12 protein-coding genes and 1 pseudogene are annotated in these 17,912 nt (G+C 46.3%); 6 read left to right on the top strand and 7 right to left on the bottom strand.

Translation table 11 applies throughout. The features are described from left to right. Positions 1 to 376: 376 nt before the first annotated feature. The 3 genes from hutH to hutC form a co-directional block, all read right to left on the bottom strand. On the bottom strand, positions 377 to 1,918 hold the full coding sequence (gene hutH, locus Q4Q49_RS08755; RefSeq protein WP_311999157.1) for a histidine ammonia-lyase: 1,542 nt from the start codon (positions 1,916 to 1,918) through the stop codon (positions 377 to 379). 54 nt (positions 1,919 to 1,972) lie between these two features. Continuing rightward, a complete protein-coding gene (gene hutU, locus Q4Q49_RS08750) occupies positions 1,973 to 3,640 on the bottom strand; it encodes a urocanate hydratase (RefSeq protein WP_011982050.1) in 1,668 nt (555 codons plus the stop codon). A gap of 155 nt (positions 3,641 to 3,795) precedes the next feature. Next, a complete protein-coding gene (gene hutC, locus Q4Q49_RS08745) occupies positions 3,796 to 4,503 on the bottom strand; it encodes a histidine utilization repressor (protein WP_311999156.1) in 708 nt (235 codons plus the stop codon). A gap of 174 nt (positions 4,504 to 4,677) precedes the next feature. Here hutC and hutI point away from each other — a divergent pair, with 174 nt between their 5' ends. Further along, positions 4,678 to 5,904: an imidazolonepropionase gene (gene hutI / locus Q4Q49_RS08740; RefSeq protein ID WP_071940560.1), complete on the top strand. Its 1,227-nt coding sequence runs from the start codon at positions 4,678 to 4,680 to the stop codon at positions 5,902 to 5,904. Between the two features lie 117 nt (positions 5,905 to 6,021). Here hutI and Q4Q49_RS08735 read toward each other — a convergent pair whose 3' ends face one another. Both Q4Q49_RS08735 and Q4Q49_RS08730 read right to left on the bottom strand, forming a co-directional pair. Beyond that, positions 6,022 to 6,774 carry a siderophore-interacting protein gene (locus Q4Q49_RS08735; protein WP_311999155.1) on the bottom strand — a complete coding sequence of 251 codons (753 nt, stop codon included), beginning with the start codon at positions 6,772 to 6,774 and terminating at the stop codon, positions 6,022 to 6,024. Continuing rightward, positions 6,767 to 7,327 carry a MarR family winged helix-turn-helix transcriptional regulator gene (locus tag Q4Q49_RS08730; protein ID WP_311999154.1) on the bottom strand — a complete coding sequence of 187 codons (561 nt, stop codon included), beginning with the start codon at positions 7,325 to 7,327 and terminating at the stop codon, positions 6,767 to 6,769. Before Q4Q49_RS08730 ends, Q4Q49_RS08735 begins: the two co-directional genes overlap by 8 nt. Before the next feature lie 673 nt (positions 7,328 to 8,000). On the opposite strand from Q4Q49_RS08730, the gene Q4Q49_RS08725 reads away from it, so the two are divergent. From Q4Q49_RS08725 to Q4Q49_RS08710, 4 genes are all read left to right on the top strand, one after another. Next, positions 8,001 to 9,671, top strand: a complete 1,671-nt coding sequence (locus Q4Q49_RS08725; protein ID WP_311999153.1) for an endonuclease — start codon at positions 8,001 to 8,003, stop codon at positions 9,669 to 9,671. Between the two features lie 372 nt (positions 9,672 to 10,043). Further along, a complete protein-coding gene (locus tag Q4Q49_RS08720) occupies positions 10,044 to 10,796 on the top strand; it encodes a hypothetical protein (protein ID WP_011848217.1) in 753 nt (250 codons plus the stop codon). Between the two features lie 321 nt (positions 10,797 to 11,117). Then, on the top strand, positions 11,118 to 11,735 hold the full coding sequence (locus Q4Q49_RS08715; protein ID WP_311905764.1) for an FMN-binding negative transcriptional regulator: 618 nt from the start codon (positions 11,118 to 11,120) through the stop codon (positions 11,733 to 11,735). A gap of 171 nt (positions 11,736 to 11,906) precedes the next feature. Further along, the gene (locus Q4Q49_RS08710) at positions 11,907 to 13,730 is read left to right on the top strand and encodes a glycerophosphodiester phosphodiesterase (RefSeq protein ID WP_259529361.1); all 1,824 of its coding nucleotides are present in this window, start codon (positions 11,907 to 11,909) and stop codon (positions 13,728 to 13,730) included. 12 nt (positions 13,731 to 13,742) lie between these two features. On the opposite strand, the pseudogene Q4Q49_RS08705 reads toward Q4Q49_RS08710, so the two are convergent. Both Q4Q49_RS08705 and Q4Q49_RS08700 read right to left on the bottom strand, forming a co-directional pair. Further along, positions 13,743 to 13,952, bottom strand: a pseudogene (locus Q4Q49_RS08705) (hypothetical protein); the annotation flags it as partial. Positions 13,953 to 14,245: 293 nt separating this feature from the next. Next, the gene (locus Q4Q49_RS08700; RefSeq protein ID WP_311999152.1) at positions 14,246 to 15,259 is read right to left on the bottom strand and encodes a DUF3137 domain-containing protein; all 1,014 of its coding nucleotides are present in this window, start codon (positions 15,257 to 15,259) and stop codon (positions 14,246 to 14,248) included. A gap of 353 nt (positions 15,260 to 15,612) precedes the next feature. Between Q4Q49_RS08700 and Q4Q49_RS08695 the strand changes: the two genes are divergently transcribed. Next, positions 15,613 to 17,811, top strand: coding sequence for a TonB-dependent receptor domain-containing protein (locus tag Q4Q49_RS08695; RefSeq protein WP_081248400.1), 2,199 nt, complete (start codon positions 15,613 to 15,615; stop codon positions 17,809 to 17,811). The last annotated feature ends 101 nt before the right edge of the window (positions 17,812 to 17,912 follow it).

Genomic DNA, 17,912 nt, shown 5'->3' with positions numbered 1-17,912 from the left:
CCTAACCATATGGTTATTAAAAATAGTTTTAGATATTAAAATGTGTATAACGATGGCGGATAAAAACACAAAAGTGACGGTTTATTGAGGGGTAAGTAGCCACTGAATTTGACAATGTAAAGATCAGCGCAAAAAGTGCAGAGTCTGCGGTGTTAAACACACCAAAAGGGCAAAGATGAGGATCGAGCTAAAAAGGCAAAACACTCAAGAAAAAGGCATAAGCAATCCACTTATGCCTGCATTTAGTTTTATTTCAGCAGTTATGTTTAGCAAGTTGGGGAGTGAATCCTGAGTATTTCAGCAAAAGCGCCCCAATACACCCAACTCAACCGAGTCAACATCGGCTTAGTCGTTTACTCACTAGGAGCTAAAGCGCTTAAAAGCTCGCTAGCGTTCCTGCTGGCAGATAAGCGTTAAAACTCGCTGTATATAACAGGTCTGTCGCGGCTTCGATATCTGGTGCGAAGTACCTGTCTTTATCGTAATAGGCGACGACTTCACGCAATTCGGCTTTGGCCTTAGCCACCGCAGTACTTGGGGCTAAAGGTGCGCGAAAATCTAAACCCTGCGCCGCCGCTAACAATTCAATCGCCAATACGCCACGGGTGTTTTCACTCATATCGCGCAAACGGCGCGCCGCAAAAGTCGCCATAGAGACGTGATCTTCTTGGTTAGCCGATGTTGGTAAACTATCTACCGATGCTGGATGGGCGTAGGTTTTATTCTCAGACGCCAAAGCTGCCGCTGTTACTTGAGCGATCATAAAGCCTGAGTTCACGCCGCCGTTTTTCACCAGGAAAGGCGGCAGTTTCGACAGGCTAGAATCGATTAACAGTGCGATACGACGCTCAGCAATAGAGCCCAATTCGGCAATCGCAATCGCCAGATTATCCGCCGCCATCGCCACAGGTTCAGCGTGGAAGTTACCGCCCGAAATGATATCGCCAGTGTCTTGGAACACCAGTGGGTTATCGGTTACGCCATTGGCTTCAGTGCCTAACACATCGGCCGCGTGACGAATTTGCGTTAAACAAGCGCCAAGTACCTGTGGCTGACAGCGTAGTGAGTAAGGATCTTGCACCTTTTCACAGTTTGCATGGCTCACGCTGATCTCAGACTCTTCGCCCAATAGATGACGGAAAATCATGGCCGAATCGATTTGACCTTTCTGACCACGGGCCGCATGGATACGTGGATCGAACGGGCTACGACTGCCCATCGCCGCTTCGACGCTCATGGCGCCGATCACTGAACTTGCTGCGAACAAGTCTTCGGCGTGGAATAACCCTTCCAGCGCTAGCGCAGTCGAGGCTTGTGTGCCGTTAAGCAAAGCGAGCCCTTCTTTAGCCGCTAAATCGATTGGCTTAAGGCCGGCGATTTCTAAACCTTCGGCGGCGGAAATTAACTCACCTCGATAGCTCATCTCGCCTTCGCCCAGCATAGGCAGACACATGTGCGCCAGTGGCGCTAAATCGCCCGATGCGCCCACTGAGCCTTTTTCTGGCACGCAGGGATAGACTTCGGCGTTCACTAAACTGATTAAGAAGTTAATCACTTCTAAACGAATGCCCGAGAAGCCACGGCTTAATGAATTGATTTTTAACACCATCATCAAACGTACTGTGGCGTCTTGCATGTATTGGCCCGTACCTGCGGCGTGCGACAACACGATTGAGCGTTGCAGCAATTGCAGATCTTCGGGCGCTATCTTGGTATTGGCCAACAAGCCAAAACCCGTGTTGATGCCGTAAACGGTACGGCCTTCATCCAGCACTTTTTGCACGATTTGCGCACTGGTGTTGATGTCGGTAATGGCCTCTGGCGCGAGTTCGAGTGTCAGCTTATGGCGGCTGATTTCGCGTAATTGCGCTAGGCTCAAGCTACCCGGCGTTAACACTAAGTGATTCACAGATTTCATATTTTTAGCTCCAAGCTTTTAGTTATTATTGTTATTTTAAGAAGTGAGCATCGGCTACTCTTGCATAGGTAAGTCGAGGCCTTGCTCTTTGGCGCAGTTTTTCGCAATCTCGTAGCCCGCATCGGCATGGCGCATCACGCCTGTCGCTGGGTCATTCCACAGCACACGGCCAACACGTTTTGCCGCCGCATCAGTACCGTCACACACAATGACCACACCCGAATGTTGGCTAAAGCCCATGCCGACGCCGCCGCCGTGGTGTAATGACACCCAAGTTGCGCCACTGGCGGTGTTGAGTAATGCGTTCAATAATGGCCAATCGGATACCGCATCTGAGCCATCCAGCATAGATTCGGTTTCGCGGTTCGGGCTGGCCACTGAGCCAGAATCTAAGTGGTCGCGACCAATTACCACGGGCGCCGACAACTCACCATTTTTGACCATTTCGTTAAAAGCTAACGCTAAACGAGCGCGATCTTTCAAGCCGACCCAGCAGATACGCGCAGGCAGACCTTGGAAGGCGATGCGCTCGCGAGCCATGTCTAACCAATTGTGCAAGTGTGGATTATCAGGAATAAGCTCTTTCACTTTAGCGTCGGTTTTATAGATATCTTCTGGATCGCCAGAAAGCGCCACCCAGCGGAACGGGCCAATGCCCTCACAGAACAGCGGGCGAATGTATGCAGGCACAAAACCTGGGAAATCAAAGGCGTTTTCAACGCCCATCTCAAACGCCATTTGGCGAATGTTGTTACCGTAATCTAAGGTAGCTGCGCCGGCAGTTTGCAAATCGAGCATGGCTTGTACTTGCACCGCCATCGAGGCTTTTGCCGCTTTCACCACGCCCGCTTCGTCGGTTTTACGCATGGCTGCGGCCTCTGCCATAGTCCACCCCTGCGGCAGATAACCGTTTAATGGATCGTGGGCCGAGGTTTGGTCGGTCACCACATCAGGGGTAACGCCGCGCTTAACCAGTTCGGCAAACACATCGGCGGCGTTCGCCAGTAAGCCCACGGATACAGGTTTGCCAGCTTGGTTCGCCGCTTCAATCATCGCCAATGCTTCATCGAGCGAAGTGGCTTTCTTGTCGACATAGCGGGTGCGCAAACGGAAATCGATGCGGGTCTCGTCGACTTCACAGGCTAACACAGAGAAGCCCGCCATAGTGCCCGCCAGCGTTTGCGCGCCGCCCATGCCACCTAGCCCGCCAGTGAGGATCCATTTGCCTTTGGAGATACCCTCAAAGTGCTGTTTCGCTACAGACACAAAGGTCTCGTAGGTACCTTGAACTATGCCTTGAGTACCAATGTAGATCCAAGAACCCGCCGTCATCTGGCCATACATGGCCAAACCTAACTTATCTAACTCGTTGAAATGCTCCCAGTTCGCCCAATGCGGCACTAGATTGGAGTTAGCGATTAACACGCGCGGTGCATCGGCGTGGGTGCGAAATACGCCCACAGGTTTGCCCGATTGCACTAATAAGGTTTCGTCATCTTCGAGGCGTTGTAGCACTTCGATGATTTTGTCGTAGCAATCCCAATCGCGGGCGGCGCGGCCGATACCGCCATAGACGACTAAGTCTTCTGGGCGCTCGGCCACATCTGGGTGCAAGTTGTTCATTAACATGCGCATTGGCGCTTCGGTCAACCAGCTTTTGCAGCTTAATTGTGTGCCATGCGGTGCAATAATGCGGCGGCTTGGGTCGTGGCGCTTGTCCATTGAATTTTCCTCTTTCAACCTGTGGTGCTAACTCGTATTCGCTAAGTCGCTAATACGGGTTAGCACTATTGTTTTTATTGTGTTTTTATCTTTTAACTTATAAGGGTACAGCTATTGGAGTGACTGATTTACATCGGTAAATAACGCCACTGGCGCTACTTGCTAAAAGTTAAGTGGCCGCCGAGTTTAAAGCGGCTACCGGGGTGAACTAGCCTTGCAAAACTCACGACACCTTGGCGCGACCAAGTGCGGCGTAAAATCTGTAAACAGGGCTCAGTCGCGAGGATCTCGAGCCTTTGCTGTAATTCGGCGCTGGCGATAATCGCCTCAATCGTGTGATGCGCCTCGGTCAACGGTGCCACTTGTGATAAATATTCGTGGGGCGTCTGCAAGGTAAAATCCTGCAATAAATAGTCGGGCACCAACTCGGGGTTCACGTAACGCTCTTCGACTTGCAGCGGTAAACCCTGCTCGCAATGCACTAAGATCGAATGGAATACCGTCGCACCGCGCTCAAGCCCAAGGGAAATTGCAATAGTCGTGCTGGCAACTGTTTGTTCTAGCACCCATTGCTGTACGCTATAGCCGTGGCCGCGGTCTTTAATCTCATCGGCAATATTGCGAATCGCCAACATAGATGACTGGGATTTTCGCCCAGCCACAAAGGTGCCAAGCCCTTGGGAGCGTTCGAGTACGCCGCTATCCGTAAGCTCGGTTAACGCACGTCGCGCCGTCATTCGGCTGCAGGTAAACAAGTCGGCCAGCTGATTCTCGGAAGGCACGCGGGCGTTTTCTTCCCACTCGCCAGATTCGATAGAGGAGATAATGTATTGCTTAATTTCTGCAAACTTAGGTGTAGCCAAAAACATTTCCTCAATATAGAGCGCTAGAATCTAGGTACTATTCACTCTTTCAAACGTTCAAAATTACGGCTACAATCCTAACTTGTATATACAAGTAAATACAAGCCAGCTCACATAAATTTAATAAACCGTTAATCACTTGGTTAACATCTGCCAGCAAAGCGAGGGGAATACATGTCTTGGGATCAAGTTTGGATTGACGTTAACTTAGCCACAATGGACCCTTCCATATCAGCACCTTATGGCGCGATCACCAATGCGGCCATCGCAGTTAAAGATGGCAAAATTGCTTGGCTTGGCCCCCGCAGCGAACTGCCCGCCTTCGATGTGTTGTCCATTCCCGTTTACAGAGGCAAAGGCGGCTGGATCACTCCAGGATTGATTGATGCCCACACCCACTTAATCTTTGCCGGTAATCGCGCCAATGAATTTGAGTTACGCCTACAAGGCGCGAGTTACGAAGAAATTGCCCGCTCAGGTGGCGGCATTATTTCGACCGTTAAGGCCTGCCGCGAAGCGGATGAAGCAGAATTATTTGAACTCGGCCGCCAGCGCTTAAACGCCCTAGCCAAAGAAGGGGTGACTACGGTTGAGATCAAATCAGGTTACGGCTTAGATACTGAAACTGAATTGAAAATCCTGCGTGTCGCCCGCGAGCTCGGCAAGCATCACCATGTAGATGTGAAGACCACATTCCTTGGCGCCCATGCAATTCCGCCAGAATATAAAGACAATAGCGACGGCTATGTCGACTTAATTATCAATAAAATGCTACCCGCGGTGATCGCCGAAAATCTTGCCGATGCAGTGGATGTATTCTGCGAAAATATCGCCTTTAACCTTGAGCAAACTGAACGGGTACTCAGCGCAGCCAAAGCGGCGGGCTTAGAGATTAAGCTCCATGCAGAGCAGTTAACTAATATGGGTGGCAGCGCACTGGCCGCACGTCTTGGCGCTAAGTCTGTGGATCATATTGAATACTTAGATGAAGCAGGCGTTAAAGCCTTAAGTGAAAGTGGCACCTGCGCCGTACTGCTGCCAGGCGCGTTTTACTTTTTGCGGGAAACCCAAAAACCACCTATCGATTTACTGCGTCAATACGGCGTACCTATGGTGCTCGCCAGCGATTTCAACCCAGGTTCATCCCCTATTTGCTCTACCCTGTTGATGCTGAATATGGGCTGTACCTTGTTCCGCTTAACACCAGAGGAAGCCTTAAAAGGCCTCACCTTAAATGCCGCCAAAGCACTCGGGATTGAAGATAACGTCGGCAGTTTAGTCGTTGGCAAACAAGCCGATTTTTGTCTGTGGGATATCGCCACGCCTGCACAGTTAGCCTATTCCTACGGCGTCAATCCCTGCAAAGATGTGGTGAAGAATGGCAAGCTAGTGCATCAGTAAAATGCACGTACTCGCCGCAAATGTGGCATAAGTAGCGAATAAAATAAGGTCGCAAAATCAAACTTGGCGACCTTATTTTGTTTAATGGCTCGGTTTGTTTAAGAACAGGATTTAAGCTTAAGCACTGGCCCCATTTTCTAACTGTTCATCTTCTTGTTTTACCAACTTATGCTCGCCCTCGTTACAGCCTATTTTCCAATAGCTCGAGGTATAAAAATGGCTCTTGGGCAGTGAATGCGCTTGCTTAAAGTATCTTCTTAGCGCGCGCATGCTGTTAAATTCACAAGCAATCCACACGGCGGGCTCACCAGTAAGCCAAGGTAATTGGGCTATTCGCTCAACCAAAGGGCGACCTTCGGGATCGGCCTCAGGATTAATCACCCAATGCAGCTCAACATTTTCGGGATGCACCAGAGACTGAATGTCGGCTTCGCTCAATACTTCAATCACAGCGTAACCCACGGCATTGTTTGGTAATTGTGCCAGATTCACGCTGATAGCGGGCAAGGCGGTCATATCACCTGCGAGTAAAAACCAATCCGCCTCAAAGTTGATCAGTTTTTTAAGCCCGGGTCCGCCAATTTGAATGATATCGCCTACCTGCGCCGTTTTCGCCCAGCTCGATGCGGGGCCGTCGGTATCGTGCAGTACAAAATCCACATCAATTTCATCAGCACGTTGCTGGCGAATGGTGTAGGTTCGCATCAAGGGACGTTCACCCGTTTGTGGGAATAACAACTTGATATAGGCACTCTCTTGATCGATAGGAAAACCAGCGAATCCCGCACCGCCTAAGGTCATGCGTAACATATGCGGGGTGATATAAGTGGAGCGGATCACTTCCAGCTCACGTGGTGCAGGTTTATTCATTATGATTTTCTCCTATGGCGTGTTCTTCCATCAAGCATGCCTCAACGGTTCCTTTGCCAATCGGGTCTTTTGGCTTACTGGATGGTCTTTTTTGAGCAGGGCAATCCGCACCACTTTTAGCGGCAGCCGCCTCATCCACACTTTTGCTGATCCGATTGGCAAGTTTAATAAAGGTGTCGACTTCGGCTGAGCTCAGCGCCTGCGTCATACGCGCCACGGTTTTACGTTCTGAGGTACTGATCTGGGTCATGATCTTTTCCCCCTCAGCCGTGGGTCGCAGTAACTGGCTGCGGCCATCCTTTGGGTTATCGATTTTAGTGATCAACCCACCCTGCTGTAACTCATTTAGAACACGGGTAATTTGCGCTTTATCCCGCTGCATTCGCAGGGCGATAGACTGAGCTGTCGATTCAGGGTTGCGACACACGCCCTTCAAGGCACGGATATGAGTGACAGGTAAATCAATCTCTTGTGCAGCAATATCGCTACGCAATTGCTTTTTGTAGGCATGCACTAATCTGTGCAAAGTTTCACTGAGTGACAATGAAGGCATAGAAGACTCTCGATATAGTTGACTGTATCAACAATATCGATATTGGTTGACTGTGTCAACCATTCAGGTTGTCGACTATTATCACGACACTGAATACCAAGCATAGTGATGCTCTCGCTTGGTTTTTTACTCTAAAAACTCATTTTAAATAACCAGCGGCTTTGTGTTTCTCGCTTATTCCACTAATCAAACAAGACATAGAAAATGCATATTTACCCCTAAAAAAGCGCTTTATACTACGAACGAGTTATTTAGCTTATATCTTAGAAAATAGGACCAATTAAATAGTCAACATAACAAAATAATTAAACAACACTCCATGCAATTAATTGTTCTAATAGTTGTTACTCAAAATAAAAATATTCGTTATAGAACGCGAAACCGATTAATGACTGCATAAGCACTAAATATGTTCTAACTCGTGAAAAACTACTTATGTCGAATTAAGACGCCAAATATGGATAGGATAAGTCATTAAAATAGCGTTTTAAAGCCGAATCGAAACACAAAAAATTAACACAAAACACACTTCTCAGACATCTTAGTTGTGACATACTGCTGCGGCTTTTCTCGATTATCACTCTTTAATCGATTCAAACGGATTTGTTCGGGGTCCGGTATTGGCCGATATAAGGCCAAACTGATAATAAAATAATAATGATGAGTAATGTTGATGATAAATAAATCCAAAATCGCGATATCTTTGATCATGGCGGGCTTGGCATTGAATGCCAATGCCGAATTATTAATTAGTGAAGTGCTATACGACACACCAAATAATGACAGTGTCGAAGAATATATCGAACTGTTTAATCCGGGCTGTGACACTATCGATTTAAGTCAATACCAATTAAAAGATAATGGTGCCAGCTTAAACCTCACTGGCACTTTAACGGCGGGGCACTATTTCACTGTTGCAATCAATGCAGCGGGCTTTAACAACCTCTTTGGCTCAACACCCGATATCGCCCCTATGCCACTTAGCTTAGGTAACTCGGGTGACTATGTCCGCCTCACTAAGGGTACTGATGAAATTGATCTTGTCGCTTGGGAAGGCGGAGTTGCAGGTTGGAGTCTAAATGTTCGTGATGTTTCCCTTGTTCGTACAACCAGCATTAACAGTAAGTCACAAGCTGATTGGGCCGCCAGTAACAATGCCGGTACGCCAGGAAGCGGTAACTTAACGTCCCAATGTAATACCGGCGGTGATAATGGCAGCGGTTCCACGCCACCAGCAACGGCTGACAATGTGCTTGAACAGGGTGAGAGCCAGCTCAACCTAAGTGCAGCCCAAGGCCAAGTACTCCAATTTGTTGCTGATATTCCTGAAAACGCTACGGATCTCAGTTTTACGATGAAAGGTGGCAGCGGGGATGCCGATTTGTATGTTCGTTTCGGTAACGAGCCGACGACAAACCAACACGACTGCGCCCCTTACCTTTCTGGAAACAATGAATCCTGCCCTATAGCAAATGCCTCTGCAGGACGTTATTACGTTAATATCGTCGCTTATCAGAGCTTTAGTGGCACTAGCTTAACAGCTAATTATACAATCACAACAACACCCACAGATCCAGATAACGGTACTGGCGGAAATACTGGCGGCACAACACCTAATCCTGATGGCTATAGCTTTGATAGTTATTATGCGAATGCGATAGGTAAAAGCGGAACCACACTGAAAACGAGTTTGAATCTGATTATTCAAGATCAAACCCACTTCAGCTATGCGCAAGTCTGGGATGGGTTGAACTACACAGACGAAGATCCAAATAACAGCAACAACGTAATTCTACTTTATACCGGCCGCTCAGAGCCGAAAACCAATCGTGCAGGTATGAGCAGCTCACTCGATGCTTGGAATCGAGAACACGTCTGGGCAAAAAGCCATGGCTTCCCCAATAGCAGTCAACACGCTTATACCGACCTTAACCATTTACGTCCTGCGGATGTGACAGTCAACAGTACACGCGGTAACAAGGACTTCGCCTTAGGAGGAACGCCTCTGAGTGAAGCACCGGCAAACAAAACTGATAGCGATAGTTTTGAACCTGCCGACATGGTCAAAGGCGATGTCGCACGTATGGTCTTCTACATGGATGTACGTTATCAAGGTGGGGATAACAGTGGAACTCCAGACTTGAGCATAGCCAAAGGTATGACGGGTGAAGGTGAACCGCTACTCGGCGATCTCTGTACCTTGTTAGGCTGGCATATCCAAGATCCTGTGAGTGACTGGGAACGTCGCCGCAATAATCGCGTTTATGAGCTACAACACAACCGCAACCCGTTTATTGATAACCCACAATGGGCAGCTGATATTTATAGTGCCTCATGTAACTAATCTTTAGATCTCGTCCTCATGTATAAGCCCGATCTAATGTCGGGCTTATTACTTACGCCAAAAAACACATTGAGTGGTTAATTTATATAAAAACATCCAGTCAACCTTAAAGACAAACAATATCAATAAGTTAGAAAATTTAGCAATTGTATTAAACCTCACGCAGAATAGCCTCCAATCTAAAATACTGCAAAATAACATGACTACCGCGTCATAAGAATATTACTTATTAAACTCTAAAGAAAATTACCCTATATTTCAGAACCATAAATGGCATGACAGCTTTTTCTTATTCGTTCTGTAGCGAAATACCCATTCTTTGCTAAGCTTTTGTCGGCGTTTGTTAGATTCATTAATTTAAGGAGAGAAGACATGAGTAATAACTACGTTTACGCCTCTTACCAAGGTTCGCAACAAGGGGTAACTGTTCGTGACTTAGGACTGGATCAGCTTTCATTCATTAATACTGGATTCGATATTAATGGGATAGCCGCCGGTGCAGATAACGATTTTTATGTCACTGCAGCAAACAATATCTACCACTATAAGACAGATGGGACTCTGATTTCACAGATGACCTTCCCTGATAGTGGTGTCATCTACACTAGCTTGACTGTACGCGGTAATCTGCTGTTTGCAGCTTATAAGGGATCACAGGTGGGAGTAACACTTCGGGATCTCAACCTTAACCAGATTTCCTTCTTTGCCACCCCCTTCGTAAGTAGCGGGATTGCAACCAACTCCAGCCAAGATGTGTATCTAACCTCGGGTAATCATATCTACCGTTACAAAACCAACGGAACCCAATTGCAAGTGATGACCTTCCCAGACAGCAGTATCAATTACACCGACGTCAGTGTACTGGAAGACCGCGTGTATGCGTCTTATAAGGGTTCACAACTTGGGTTTACCGTGCGTGATTTAAATTTAAATCAGCTATCTTCTTGTAATACTGGGTTTGATATTAGCAGCATCGCTGCTGGTGCCAGTCACAATGTTTACCTGACATCTCATAACCATATTTATAACTATTCAACTAACGGTAACTTATTGGCCGATATGAATTTCCCTGATACTGGAATCAATTATACCAGTGCCTCAGTGGTATTCATAAGCCTGACTTAACACAGTTACTCAGCTTGAGCACAGGCCAGTCCTTTTCTGGGTTAACCTGTGCTTTTTTGTATTTAAATTTCGCACGCCCGACGACACCAAGTTCGCGCCATGGAATACAGCAGAAATTAACAAATAAGCATAAACCAAGAGTTCGGGAACGAACTAGCAAGCTCACTTCTGCCTGTGCTCTACTTACAAATCCACTCGACACCATTCTAATGCGTTTTCAACCACTGTTTACGACAGAATTTCAATGAACATGTTTCTTCGACTAGGATAGTATTCCTTGTAATATAATGCTTTCACTCATGTTGAAACCCAAGGACGATAATGTATACACCTAAGAATATGGCGATGACAGATCAGCAGGCCATCACAGGTTTTATCACGCAAAACAGCTTTGGTTTGCTGGTTTCGAGCTCACTGAATGCGACCCATATTCCCTTTGTACTCGATGCAACTGTGGGAGAGAAAGGCGTCTTGTATGGCCATGTTTCGCGAGCAAACGCACATTGGCAAGAGCTTGAAAGTCAGCGGGTATTAGTGGTTTTCAGCGGCGCACACGCTTACATTTCCCCAACTTGGTATGATGCTAAACCTGCGGTGCCTACATGGAATTATGCGGCGGTGCATTGTTATGGTGTCGCAAGTCTGTTGAGTGATACCGAAACCCAAGACATGTTGGACAAGTTAGTGGCGAAGTACGAACCCAAGCTATTGCAAGATAAACAAATTATGCCAGATGAGTATCAGCAGAAACTGCGCCAAGCTATCGTCGGCTTTAAAATTGTGATTGATGAGATTCAAGCAAAGGAAAAGCTCGGCCAGCATAGATCCATTAGCGATCAACAGGGTGTGTTCAGCGGCTTAAGTGCCAGCCCCCATGCCGATGCGACACAATTAGCCCACTATATGAATCAACGAGATATCGGCAAAGGCAATGGCTGAGCCCATGCAGCTAAACCAATACTTTGATTAGTCACTTATACGTCTTCTGTAAAATCATTGAAAAGAAGACTTTAACGGCCTGCCCATATCTAAAACATTGCACCAATGACTAACCGTCAACCTGAAACGCTGCTAAATTACAGTCCTAACTCGCACGAATAAGGAAGCTGCATGCTCAATCCTGAACACAGTTACTGGCATGACACGCTTAAAGCCATTCGTCGTTGCGGTAGAAAACTCATTGAATTTGAACTGCTATTTACCTTAGTGTCGGCGGGCATTATCGTCCCGTCTTTTGGCTGGCTACTGCGCCATCTGATTGCCAAAACGGGCAATGTCACCATAACCAATTACGACTTAATCGCCTTCGCCATGTCTCCCTATGGCTTGCTATTTATGATCATTACCCTATTCAGCAGCTTTACCGTGTTTTTTACCCAGCGCGCTGGGGTCACGATTCTCGCCGCATCAGGGTTATACGATATTCCCATTGGCCCAGTGCGGGCACTGATTTTCGCCACGGCGCGCTTACCCGTATTCATTCGCCTTGGTTGCATATATGCGGCTTGCTTACTGCTGCTCAGCGTACCTTTTATGGGATTAGGGTATCTCATTTTCAGCGTGTTTCTACAGGGACACGACATCAATTACTACCTGTATTTCAAGCCAGTAGAATGGTATTTAGCCTTATCGAGCATGGCCTTCTTAGCATTACTCTATTTACTTATTAGCTTATATCTGTGGGCCAAAGCGGCCTTTTCCCTGACGATAATTGTCAGTGAAACAACCGATGCATTAACGGCACTCAAACGCAGTTGGCAGTTAAGCGCGGGCAATGAACGCGCGATTATGTGGCACGCGGCGGGATGGTGGTTAAGGATAGGGGCTTTGCTGTACCCCTTAATGCTGTTGATCTCATGGGGGGCCGATAGCTTACTCGACCGGGTTTCACTGACACTTTCGGCAGAATTAGCCATGTTGGCCCTCGTCTCTGCACTGATTTTTATGCTGAGTGCAACCTGGTCCTTACTCGGCATGTTTGGCGAAGCCTTTATCATCTTGTTGTTATACCGCCAACTGGGAGAGAAACCTGCAGGGTTAGAACGCCTTGGACGAGAGACAGTAAAAAAGACTTCAGAGCTGTCGATTTACACTCTAAGTGGCGTCTTGGTTACGACTTTTTTAATCATGCTGGGATTTGGAGTGTACGCCCTAAGCAGTGAGCCACAAAGGGATGAAATCCTCATTTCAGCCCACCGAGCGGGGGCCGCTAGGGCACCAGAAAATACCCTTGCGGCTTTGCGTTTAGCGATTGCAGAAAAGGCCGATTATGCTGAAATAGATGTGCAAACCGCCGCTGACGGCACCTTAATGGTGCTGCACGATGCGGATTTAATGCGTATCGCGGGCGATCCACGGCGAGTAGCCAATCTCAGCGCCAGTGAAATACAACAACTCGATGCGGGTCGCTGGCACAGTGCCGCCTTTGCAGGTGAATCCGTGCCGACACTACTACAAATGCTCAATGAGGCGCGCAATAAGATAGGTTTGAATATTGAGCTTAAATATAATCAAGCCGATCCCACCTTAGCGCAGGCTGTTGTTGCCCTACTGCAACAACAGAAAATGACACAACAAGTAGTGATTACCTCGCTCGAAGCAAGAGCCATTGAAGAAGTGCAACGACTAGACCCTTCAATCCAAACAGGGTTGATTGTCACCCAATCTATCGGCGACCCGATTAAGTCGAATGCGCAATTCCTAGCGATAAATCAGTCGATTACCAATGAGAAGTTTATCGCCAGAGCGCATAAGGGCGGCAAGCAAGTGCATGTATGGACAGTGAACAATCCACGGCAAATGCTACGCATGTTAGCACTGGGAGCCGATGTACTGATCACCGACTATCCACAGGAAGCGGTGGAAATACGAGAACAATGGCTATCACTGTCACCCGTTGAGCAGACGGCACTGCGCCTACGTTATGTACTGTAAATGCCGCAACGATTAGCTGGGCATAGCCTCAAGGCGCTTAGCTCTTCGCTGCAGTAACCAGAAGATGACTAATACTCCAAAGGAAGCGGCGAAGGTAGTCAGCGTCAGCGCAAAACCTTTGAATGACAATAGGTTTAAGCTAACACCATCTAACGCCAGCACAGCTAAACCCAGTGGCATTTGGATGGACACAGCGGTGAACCAATCGAAGGGGAGTTTCGGGATTCATTGTTATGGTGTCTCAAGCCTGTAGAAAGCTTCGACAGGCTATATTGAAGATTGTGATTGATATGATTCAAGCGAAGGAAAAGCTCGGCTAGCATAGACCCAACCCATTAGCGATCAACAGCGTGTTCAGTAGCTTGAGTACCTGCTTCCATGCCTATGCAGTTTGACTCACCGCTCACAGTAGGCGCTGAACATATCTACCGCAGCAAAGTTGTACTGACGCTAAATAGCCCTAGAACACTAGGGCCAATAGATACCATGCACTTATTCGTTAATAACCTAACGCACTAGAGCCCAGTATGCTTATCAAGCTTTAAAGTATTGATTATTGAGAAGGTGTAACCTAACTCGGTAAACATTTGCTCGATATTACGCTTAAAATCGATGGGGCGATCTAAATCGAGTTGATTAATAAAGAAGTGGTGTTTTGTCGGTATCTTAATCAGCAACTGTTTTTGATAGAAACAGGCTTCAACTTCGGCATTTAACTCGCGGCTCAAAGCCAACAGATTTTCCATCATCAAGGGATTGAGTAAGTAGCGCGCCTCGACTTGGTCGCTACTATAAACCTCAAAGCGCCGCTCGAACCTTACGTCCTCAAGCTTGACGCGCGACAGCTTAGTCTTAAAACCCTCAAGGCGATTTTTTAAACTGCCCTTATCAGTGACTAACAGCGTAGTACTATTGAATCTCTTAGGAATATTGCAAACCAGCAGCACACCATTGAAGATGGTCTCCCGCTGAACCGAGCCATTATCGTTCGCTTTAGTGTTGTAAGCATCGACCTCATAAAACTGAAACGGCACCTTGTTATAGGTTCCCTTAAGGCAATTTTGCGCATACTGCTTATCGGTTTTAGGCAGCAGCCCCAACTCAATAAAGGTCGAAAAATCGACCTTAGGCGCCCTCGTTAGCGCAAAGTCATCGCCAAAATACTTAAGGCTAATGGGATAGAGTTTTTCAAAGGCGGCATTATAGAGTTCATCGCTTTCCTTACCCGAGGCAATGACCGCTAACGCTATCACGGGAGCGGGCAGGAACGCGACAATCATCAAAGGCACAAAATAATCCATAGGCACCAGCATAAACTGGACCCCGAGCAGCCCGGCGAATGCACCCAAAATCACCGTGATGCATATGTAGTAGATTGGGGTGGTGAACTTGGCATTTTCACGCCGCCTTTGGTTCACGCCTTCACGCTTTGCTTCAAACGGACCGCATTTAGGGGCGACTTTTTGTTTGTAATACTTCTGAAAGGCAATACGGTGATCTTCGGGAATATCAAATTCAATCGAACTCATTGGCTCCTACTCTTACGATTCAAATCCATTTAGGCCAATGATTTTACATAATTTAGTGACCGAAAAACAGTTAAGCAGCCTGTTGGAAACAGTTACTAGTAATAAACAATAAGTAATACCAATCACATTAAATCTCTAATTTAGTTCAGAGCCTCACAGGCATTTCAATCCTAAAATCCAGCGTCCATTTTCAACTCGGCAATCCCTCATCTTATAAAATATAAAACCATCCATACAAAACACATTTACTTTGTTTGAACAATGTAAATTAAATGAGAATCGTTTGCATTTATGCGTTACAAGCTTAGAATCTCTGCGATTTTTAAAGCCTCTCTATAAAAGGACTTAGTTGTATGAAAGCTCATCCATATTCTCCTCTCTATTATGCTTTACTTCCCTTTTTATCCTTCCACGCAGTTGCAGAAGATATCCATAAGAAGACAGAAGAAGCCACTAAACTAGAGGTCATACAAGTTATTGGAACTAAACTCGATTTAAAACAAAAAGCACTTGAAATTCCTAGGTCTATTACTGTTATTACTGATAAATATATCGAAGATACCCAAGCGTCCGAGCTGACCGATGTATTAATGCAAACCCCAAGCATCAGTGTAAATAATAACGATAGGCCTCTTATGGGGGATATCAGTATTCGCGGTTTTGGAAATGAAAGGATTAACCTCCAAGTTGACGGGGTAAATTACAAACAGTATAGCGATGGAAGCAATACTAATGGTTATATTAGCCCGCTCGATTTAGACCCCAGTGTCGTTAAAGCAGTAGAAGTCACTCGTGGAGCCGACGGCATATCAGCGGGAAGCGGTGCTATAGGGGGACAAATTAAAGTTGTCACTAAAAATGCGTGGGATTATACCGCTGGAAACGCGGGGGCAGGCGTGTTAGTAAGAGCTGGTATGGGTGATGTCGACTCCATGCGGCGCGGTGGAATGACCGCTTACTATGCGACTGAAGATTTAGGTATCGCATTGCATGCCAATAGACGTACCTTTGGCGATGTCGAAGTTAATCCAAGGGATGATGAAGACTCACTTAGAGGTCAAACTGAAATATTAAAAAATGATGGCAAAAATGATGACCTGCGCTTAAAACTCAATTTGGAAACTCCAATAGGCCGTTTCGACTCGGATACCTTTTACACTAATTCCAAAATAGCAGAACTCCCCTTTGGTAATAACACTAATTGGATTGATCAACCCTTAAACGAAAGTGAAACGGGTAAGCGTTTAAGCCAGTCATTGGCCTATCACCTCGATAGCCACTCCCCTTGGATCAATCTGCAAGCACAAGTCTATTATCAAGACTACCAAAGAGTTCGCGAACAGCAAGGCAAGATCATACTCAACCCAACTGAATATCCATTCGATAAAAAAGATACTTTCGAGGATAAGAGCTTCGGCCTTAACTTGAGTAATGGCATAAGTCATGAAGTTAACCATTGGCGTGGTGAAGTTACTCTTTTTACCAATCTCGATTACAGCCAATTTCAAGACGAAGAATTTAATCGACTCACGAATACCAATGGCACTTACTATGGTAAAAGCCAAGGAGAAACCTTCGCTTTTGGCCTAAGACATGAATCTGATTACAGCACTTGGCTGAGCACAGAAGCAGGATTTCGCTTTGACTCCTATCAGAATGAATCCGATAACTACCCACAATTTGGTGAGAATAGGGATAATGCATGGTCAGCTAATGCAGGCTTAACCATTCGACCGACAGACTGGTTACGCCTCTATAGTCGCTATAGTGAAAGCTTTCGTGGGCCAAATTTAAGGGAGCTATACAAGAAAGATGAATGGATTTGTCATAGACCAAGCAAACAATGCTACAGCGAACCACAACCAGACTTAGAGGCCGAAAATAGCCGTAACTATGAAGTTGGATTTGGCTTAGTATTCAACGAACTTGCTTATGCTGATCGGCTCTTATTCAAACTAAACTGGTTTGATACCCAAGTCGAAAATTATATCGACACGGCACCTTATATGTACAAAATTGTTGATGGCCAAAAAGAACCTGCCTCCCCAACAGAAGCCACACACAGAGATTATTCCAGTAAAAATATTGGCATGCTCTATTCAAGCGGTATCGAAGCAGAATTGACCTATCAATATAATAATATTGATATGTTTGCTAATTACAGCAAAGTGAAAATGGATGTCGAGGGCATGCCCAACTTCTACCTAGGCACCATTGAAGATATTCGCCAGCCCTACAACCGCGCCCCCCAAGATAAAATCAATCTAGGGATTAGCTTGCAGCTGATATCACAACTGAGACTGTCATGGACATCGAGTTTTGCTATGGATATGACCCGTCTTCCCGAAGCACAACTCAAAAGAGGGATGGATGCAGAAGGCTATCAACTTCACAGTGTATACCTAACTTATCAAGCGCCTTGGTTAGCGAGCCTAGAACTCAGGGCAGGTATTGAGAATCTTATGGATGAGAATTACTCAGTTTGGCCTGATGATGAGGAAAAAACCTTACCTGGACGTAACTACAAACTGGCACTCAGTTATGAATTCTAGAAAATGCATCAACGAACACTATCTTCTGACTAAATTGTAAATTCACAAAATCAAGGCCATTGAAAACAACTTTAATGGCCTTATTTTTTGGTCTTCTCAAT

Source organism: Shewanella sp. SP1S1-7, assembly GCF_031932105.1.
Classification (GTDB): domain Bacteria; phylum Pseudomonadota; class Gammaproteobacteria; order Enterobacterales; family Shewanellaceae; genus Shewanella; species Shewanella baltica.
This window is presented reverse-complemented; position numbering and strand designations above follow the sequence as displayed.

Excerpts from the sequence above, each read along its gene's own strand:
- hutH (WP_311999157.1), bottom strand. The coding sequence starts at position 1,918 with ATGAAATCTGTGAATCACTTAGTGTTAACGCCGGGTAGCTTGAGCCTA.
- hutU (WP_011982050.1), bottom strand. The coding sequence starts at position 3,640 with ATGGACAAGCGCCACGACCCAAGCCGCCGCATTATTGCACCGCATGGC.
- hutI (WP_071940560.1), top strand. The coding sequence starts at position 4,678 with ATGTCTTGGGATCAAGTTTGGATTGACGTTAACTTAGCCACAATGGAC.
- Q4Q49_RS08735 (WP_311999155.1), bottom strand. The coding sequence starts at position 6,774 with ATGAATAAACCTGCACCACGTGAGCTGGAAGTGATCCGCTCCACTTAT.
- Q4Q49_RS08730 (WP_311999154.1), bottom strand. The coding sequence starts at position 7,327 with ATGCCTTCATTGTCACTCAGTGAAACTTTGCACAGATTAGTGCATGCC.
- Q4Q49_RS08725 (WP_311999153.1), top strand. The coding sequence starts at position 8,001 with ATGATAAATAAATCCAAAATCGCGATATCTTTGATCATGGCGGGCTTG.
- Q4Q49_RS08720 (WP_011848217.1), top strand. The coding sequence starts at position 10,044 with ATGAGTAATAACTACGTTTACGCCTCTTACCAAGGTTCGCAACAAGGG.
- Q4Q49_RS08715 (WP_311905764.1), top strand. The coding sequence starts at position 11,118 with ATGTATACACCTAAGAATATGGCGATGACAGATCAGCAGGCCATCACA.
- Q4Q49_RS08710 (WP_259529361.1), top strand. The coding sequence starts at position 11,907 with ATGCTCAATCCTGAACACAGTTACTGGCATGACACGCTTAAAGCCATT.
- Q4Q49_RS08700 (WP_311999152.1), bottom strand. The coding sequence starts at position 15,259 with ATGAGTTCGATTGAATTTGATATTCCCGAAGATCACCGTATTGCCTTT.
- Q4Q49_RS08695 (WP_081248400.1), top strand. The coding sequence starts at position 15,613 with ATGAAAGCTCATCCATATTCTCCTCTCTATTATGCTTTACTTCCCTTT.